This is a genomic window from Nitrospiria bacterium (genome assembly GCA_036397255.1).
Lineage (GTDB): Bacteria > Nitrospirota > Nitrospiria > DASWJH01 > DASWJH01 > DASWJH01.
This window is the reverse complement of sequence record DASWJH010000093.1, coordinates 1-6,717: the sequence shown is the minus strand read 5'-3', so window position 1 is coordinate 6,717 and position 6,717 is coordinate 1. Positions and strand designations below refer to the sequence as shown.

General features: G+C 44.2%; 5 protein-coding genes. All 5 read left to right on the top strand.

From position 1 onward, the window contains the following. Nucleotides 1-250, top strand: a 250-nt coding sequence (locus VGB26_12505) for a hypothetical protein (GenBank protein ID HEX9758597.1), incomplete at its 5' end; no start/stop codon positions are given. A 195-nt stretch (nucleotides 251-445) separates the two neighbouring features. Continuing rightward, entirely contained in the window at nucleotides 446-1,726 is a 1,281-nt protein-coding gene (locus tag VGB26_12500) for a YCF48-related protein (GenBank protein HEX9758596.1), read from the top strand. A 213-nt stretch (nucleotides 1,727-1,939) separates the two neighbouring features. Then, the gene (locus VGB26_12495) at nucleotides 1,940-5,734 is read left to right on the top strand and encodes a hypothetical protein (GenBank protein HEX9758595.1); all 3,795 of its coding nucleotides are present in this window, start codon (nucleotides 1,940-1,942) and stop codon (nucleotides 5,732-5,734) included. Between the two features lie 66 nt (nucleotides 5,735-5,800). Then, complete coding sequence (locus VGB26_12490) at nucleotides 5,801-5,998, top strand: hypothetical protein (GenBank protein ID HEX9758594.1); 198 nt, start codon at nucleotides 5,801-5,803, stop codon at nucleotides 5,996-5,998. Nucleotides 5,999-6,229: 231 nt separating this feature from the next. Next, the gene (locus VGB26_12485) at nucleotides 6,230-6,709 is read left to right on the top strand and encodes a PAS domain-containing protein (GenBank protein HEX9758593.1); all 480 of its coding nucleotides are present in this window, start codon (nucleotides 6,230-6,232) and stop codon (nucleotides 6,707-6,709) included. Nucleotides 6,710-6,717: the final 8 nt, after the last annotated feature.

Genomic DNA, 6,717 nt, shown 5'->3' with positions numbered 1-6,717 from the left:
GTCTACGGTGATAGCCCAGAATAATAATTGGCAAACAACCGATCCATTGTGTGCAGCTCCGGCGATATCGTGCGGAAACGATCAAGATATCATTGCTACCGGATTAGATCCCTGTACAGCAGCGACAACCGGTTGCACCCTAGATTCTGCCGTCCATATCACTCTCCCTCCAGGGGCCTATACGGCTATTGTGAGTGGAGTCAATAATGCGACGGGAGTGGGTTTAGTGGGGGTGTTTGATGTAGATTGAGCGAAGGTAAGAAGAGAAAAGAATTGGATTAAAACTTTTGTTGAAAAAATATATAAAAGGCCGTGTTTATTTCTAAAGACGGCCTTTTTTTATTTCATTTTGTTTTTCTTGACCCAATTTTAAAAAAAGGGCAACATGGTTTTAAAAATAGTCTAGAGAATCATAAGGATTCTTTAAGAAAAGTGATCCTTTAAAATGAATAAGAATTTTTGGCCTATGTTTGGTTTTTTTTTCTGTGTCATTTTAGGAAACCCTCAATGGGTAGCAGGGGTGGAGGGTATTTATGTCCATGATATTGAAATTGATCCCACAAATCGAAAGGTCATATACATTGCAACGGACAATCAGGGAGTCCTGAAAAGTATAGATGGAGGGAAAAATTGGAATTTAGTCAATAAAGGCATTCAATCCTATCTTCTTTACGATTTAAAAATTCATCCGAAAAAACCTGACACGGTGTATGTGGCCAGCTGGGGAGGGGGACTTTATCAAAGCAAAAATGAGGGGCAAATTTGGGAAGAACAAAATAATGGCTTAGGGGATACCGCCATTTGGAGGATTTTTCTTTCTCCGGAACGAAGGGATCAAATTTATATACTAACCTCTAGCGGCGTATATACTCGAAAAGGGAAAATAAATTCCTGGGAATTACTGGATGGGGGGTTGAGTTTGGGTGACGAGGAGATCCCTCAATCATTCTTTGTACTTCCCGGGGCATCACCCATCCTTTTTTTGGGAACCGATCAAGGAATTTACCGGTGGGAAAGTTCCAATCAAAAATGGGAAAAAATCAGTCTGGCTGTCCCACTCAATGTGACCGAAATTGCCTATCGATTAAAAGACAGTGAACTTTTTTTCGGAACGATGAATGAAGGACTTTTTAGAAGTCCTGATCTTGGTAAAACATTTCAATTGGTAAAAGGGACCAAAGGAATCTGGATCAATCGGGTTATTTTTCACCCCGATGATCCAAATACTTTTTTTATTTTAACCCGATCAAAAGGGATTTTGAAAACCACTGACGAAGGAAGTTCTTGGGCTACTTTGAATGAAGGGATTTCCGATTCCTGGGTGACCGCTTTAGCGTTTGATCCCAAGAATTCAAATATTTTTTATGCGGGGACCCATGAGCATGGCATTTTTAAATCGGTTGATGGCGGGAAAAAATGGAAATCTATTTTGGAAAAGGCCATTCAGGCCCCTGAGAAAAGAAATACCGATTTATTGCCCAAAGACCCAGTTGGCCAAAAAAAGAAAATCCTCCCTCCTCCTGAATCCTTCAAAAAGTGTAACGAATGCCATGGGTGGACAGACCCGAAATTGGATTTTCATTCCCCTACCTATTACCGCATGGTCGCTAATCCCCGGGATTGGAGTGCAACGGTGAAGAGAATGAGCAAAAGGGCGCAACTTTCACTGGAAGAGGAAAAGGAAATTATTTTGTATCTGAATTCTTACTATGGAATTAAAAAATGAAATGAAAATTTTGGACATGATGTTCATTTAACTGGCAATTCCCCGCGGCTTGCGGCGTGGGATGCAGTAGATCTGTTGTAGCGGGCCCTTCGACTGATCTCAGGATGGGCTTCCCAAAACCATCTCCACCCCCCATTGGGGGGAAGGGCCTTTTTGATACCCCGCGGTCTTGCCGCGGAGAGCTTCATTTTAAAAAAATAGATCGTGAGGTCAATGGATCCAATGCTGTTGAATCGAAAAGCAGAGGTCAGCGGGTTTTTAATTTTATTTACTTTTTGTCTGTCGGTAGGGTTTTCCGGTTGTATAGAAAAAAGCTCTTTAACCCCTTCCCCGGACCAAACGATAGAGACGAACGTCCAATCGGACGTGAAAAGAGGAGAGGTTCTCCTTGGAGAGAAAGAATTTCCGATAACGACCCGGGATGTTGAAGAGGAAGAACCTTCTATGGCCTGGGATGGAACCCATTACCTTGTGGTGTGGCAGGACAAGCGCAGTGGGTCTTTTGATATTTATGGATCCCGGATAACGCCTTCGGGGAAGAATCTGGATCCCCAGGGTTTTCCAATATCGAGGGCCCCTTCTGATCAAATTAAGCCCAAAGTGATCTGGAACGGGAATAATTATTTTATCGTTTGGCAGGACAAACGAAATGGCCAGGTTTGGGAAATCTTTGGTGCTCGCGTGAATCCTACTGGAAAAGTTTTAGATGAAAATGGGATTCCTATTTCTGTGGGAAATGATTTCCGGGCGACTCCATCCCTTTCCTGGGATGGCAGAAATGTTTTGGTGGTTTGGGAGGAAAAAGGGGATCCATCCCGGGGATGGGATATTTTAGGGGCTAGGGTTGACTCTTTTGGAAAGGTGTTGGATCCTGCAGGTATTCCCATCGCCCGGGAGTCTGGGGACCAATACTATTCCGGGATTTCGTGGAATGGAGAAAATTATTGGGTGGTGTGGAGTGACCAAAGAAATGGGAGCGATTTTGACATTTTTGGCGCAAGAGTCAACCCAGATGGGGAGGTTTTGGATCCGGGGGGAATTCAAATTTCTAAAGCCGCAAATAACCAATACTATCCAAGCATCGGCTGGAATGGCCAATTTCATCTGGTGGCCTGGATGGATAAACGGAAGGGGGAGTCCGGAATTTATGGGGCCCGATTGACCTCGGGAGGGAAGGTCATGGATCCCGATGGAATTCCAATCGACGAATCCCCCAACTTTCACGCCCTTCCATTTGTGACATCACGAGGGAGTGAATTCATGGTGATTTGGGATGAAGAAGGGAAGGTGACGTTTAAGGATATCTACGGGACCCGAATGGATTCCAATGGCAATATTTTAGACCCTGGGTTCATTGAAATATATAAGGGGTTTGAGCGGCAAAGCCATTCGGTTTCTGCAACGGATGGAAAACGGTATTTGGTGGTTTGGAAAGATTATCGGGCGGGGATTCCTTTTCAAGGTGATATTTATGGCCGTTTTATTGATTTTTCCACCGATGGCATAAAACATAGCGAATTAAAGCCTTTACCCAGTGAGCCCAGACTGGGGCCCTATCTGATTCACCAAATCAGTATTGACAGCAGAAACCCAGAAATTCTTTATGCTGCAACCAGTCATTATGGAATTTTAAAAAGCGAAGATGCGGGAATGAATTGGAAATTAATGAATCAAGGCCTCAAAAGCTATACACATCACCAGATCATTATCCACCCCCATCATCCGAATATTTTATACGCCGGGGCCTGGGGAGGAGGGGTTTCAAAAAGCTGGGATGGGGGAGCGTCATGGCAGGAGATGAATACCGGGTTGGGAAACACGGCGGTTAACCAACTGGTTTTTCATCCAAATAATCCTGAGGAAATCTATGCGGTTTCTGAATCTGGAATTTTTAGAAGCTACAACGGAGGGGAGCACTGGGAGGGATTCAACAACGGATTAACCCTTGAGTACTCAGAAAGCCTTCAGACCCTGTTCTTCTTACCTTCTCAACCTGTTTCTCTCTTTATGGGCAGCACCAAGGCATTGTATTTTTGGGGTCAAAAGCTGAAAGGATGGGCCGTTCTGAGAAAACGGAAGGGTGAAGAATATACCGTCTTAGCAGGTTCCGTGGATGGGAAAGTTCTTTTGGTTGGCACTCGGGGGAGCGGATTACTCAAAAGCAAGGATGAGGGAAAAAATTGGGTTTCCTTAGATGAATTAAATTCATCATGGATTACCGATATGGTTTTTGATCCAACCGATGTAAAAATCTTTTACGTTGCAACCACAGATCAGGGAGTCATCAAAACCACTGACGGGGGCCGTTCCTGGAAAAAGCACAACCAAGGCCTTCCCGATCAAAATATCCGAACCATAGAAATTCATCCTTACCATCCCGAAATTCTTTATGCCGGAACCTATGAAGATGGTATTTACATCTCCAAAAATGGGGGGAAAAATTGGGAACCTGCCCATTCTATTCCCGAGCTTACAATGACTGAAATTTTAGGATCCCTTTCTCTCGATGAAGATGTTCGTTCTCCAGGTGATATTCAAAGGCTCATTGATAAAGGAGTGGCCGTGGGGAATGTTTTTGGTTTAGGAAGTGCGGGGGAGGTACCACAAGAATTTGTAAAATGTAATGGCTGCCATGGTTGGACTGAGCCCTTGTTGAATTTAAGAAAAACCTATTGGCGTGTCCCACCCAATACGCGTGATTGGAGATTTACCGTTAAGGATCGAATGAGTAAACGCGCCAATTTGACCCCAAATGAAGAAGAAACCATTATTCAGTTTCTTGAAGGGTTCAGCGGTGGAGCCTTTCAATCTCCCTCTCTTTCTCCAAAAACCACACCGGAGGGGACTTTTTTTTTACCCAAGCGTTCCCAGGAGGTCCCAGAAAAGGTGGTTCAGCGTGTTTGCAGTCAGTGTCATGCCCTTGAGATTAGCGGCCGTTGTGTTGCGGGAGATTGTCAGGGGAAAAAAGTACATCAAACCGGGGGACGGCAATGGGACTTTGTAGTGGATTGGATGAAAGCAATGGGGGCCCCGATGAACGATCATGAGCAACAGGTGGTCACCGAATATTTGATGGATCAATTCCCAGGAAAGCTGTATCGCCTGAATTGGGAAAAGGTAACAACGTTGCCTGGCCATGGGTGGAACATTACCATGCTGGGTTCTTTAGGTGAATATATTTTTGCGGGAACCGAGGGAAACGGGAAAATTTTTGGTTCTGTGGATGGGAAAGATTGGCATGAGGTTCATGATTCGGGGGAGTATCGAATCTACGGGATGATTCCGTTCCAGGGTGCATTTTATACAGGTTCTGATGAACCCAGAGCCGAAATTTGGAAAAGCCAAGATGGAAACCATTGGGAAAAAAGTGCTGTTTTGCCAAAGGATCAAACAGGGATTATCAGCCTGGGCGTTTTTAAGGATCATCTTTTTGCAGGCACCAGTCATGGTAAATTATTCCGTTCTGTTGATGGTGAACAGTGGGAAGAAGCGGCTGTCTTCAAGCAATTGGATGGACCTCATTGGGTGCGTTTTATCATTGAGTTTAAAGGAATGCTTTATGCTGGAGCCGAGCATGGATATCTTTATCGCTCAGCGGATGGACTTCAATGGACAGAAATCGGCAAAGTGCTTCGAGGTGAAAGGGAGTTTTTTGGAATTAGAGCGGCCCAGGTTTTTAATGATGGTTTATATGTGGGGAGTATAACCCATGGTGAAATTTGGAAAACCCAAGATGGTGAAAATTGGACAGTTTCATTTGACGCCACACCGGGCAAAGATGGGGGATACGTTGGTTCAATGGTTATTTATAATGATAGCCTTTATGCGGGAATCAGAACCTATTCCGGATTTATTTTTGGAAGCTCAGATGGGGTCCATTGGGAAGAAGTTGGAAATATCAGCCCTCACACCATTGAAGCCATGACAGTTTATAAGGGTCACCTCTATGCAGGGACACTCATTCCTCCTAAAGCGATGATTTACCGTGGAACAGAAAAGACTTTATAAAATTTTTGGGCTCATCGTGGAAGTGAGTGGGTAAATTTCGTCATTACCCGTCTGTCCGGCGGGCACTTGCAGGCAGGGGAAAGCGGAAATCCAGGCCCTTCCCGTCATTCCCGCGAAGCCTGTCCTCGAATGACTTTATCGGGGAGCGGGAATCCAGAAGATATTGATTTTTTGAATCCTGGATTTCCGATAAAACCATTCGGGAATGACGAACTGGATTTTGCAGGAACCTCTAATACTTCAAAGGCTTCAACCACAGAATGACTTTGCCTTGACCCTTGCCCTGTATGGACCTTAAACACTTTTTAACAATTTTTACCCACTCGATTTCACGAAGACCCAAAAATATAAATTTTTTAGAGCTTTCTCAGGATTTGAGATGTCAGATTAATTTTGATGGGTATTTTGAAGGACTTACTCTGGATTGGGAAGGGACATTGGGTTATCCTATTGAGGAATTAAAGTCTAAACCGGTTATTGAGTTTTTGCACTTTGATGACCATTCCAACGTATTTCATCGTAAAAGCTTTGAGAGATCATACCGAAGAAGGAAAACCCTTTGATCCCGTAATCCGGTTTGTCCACAAAAAGGGTTCCTTGGTTTGGATGATTTGCCGGGGAGTTGCCTTAGAAGACAAAAATGTAAAATTTTCACGTATGGTTGGAAGCCATATTAATATCACACCTCTGAAAGAGGCGGAGAATAAATTTCGCGGATTATTGGAGGTGGCCCCAGACGCCTTTGTGATTGTCAATAACCAGGGAGAACCCAAGAACATATATGGACCCATCCCGTTTCGCAAGGATGTTTTTCAATTGAGGCAAACAAGGAACAGATTGCATACATATATCCGGCCTGTGAGTGGAAATCTGATTAGTTTCCTGGCCCCGATGGAATCCGCGCACTCTCTCCTCATCAGAGATTTGGCCTTTGTTGGCCGCTGTTCTTGTCAGGTTCTGAGAGTACCGGTCTGACCTGTCTT

Bases quoted from the DNA above. Each gene is read 5' to 3' on its own strand.
- VGB26_12500 (HEX9758596.1), top strand. From the start codon at position 446: ATGAATAAGAATTTTTGGCCTATGTTTGGTTTTTTTTTCTGTGTCATT.
- VGB26_12495 (HEX9758595.1), top strand. From the start codon at position 1,940: ATGGATCCAATGCTGTTGAATCGAAAAGCAGAGGTCAGCGGGTTTTTA.
- VGB26_12485 (HEX9758593.1), top strand. From the start codon at position 6,230: ATGACCATTCCAACGTATTTCATCGTAAAAGCTTTGAGAGATCATACC.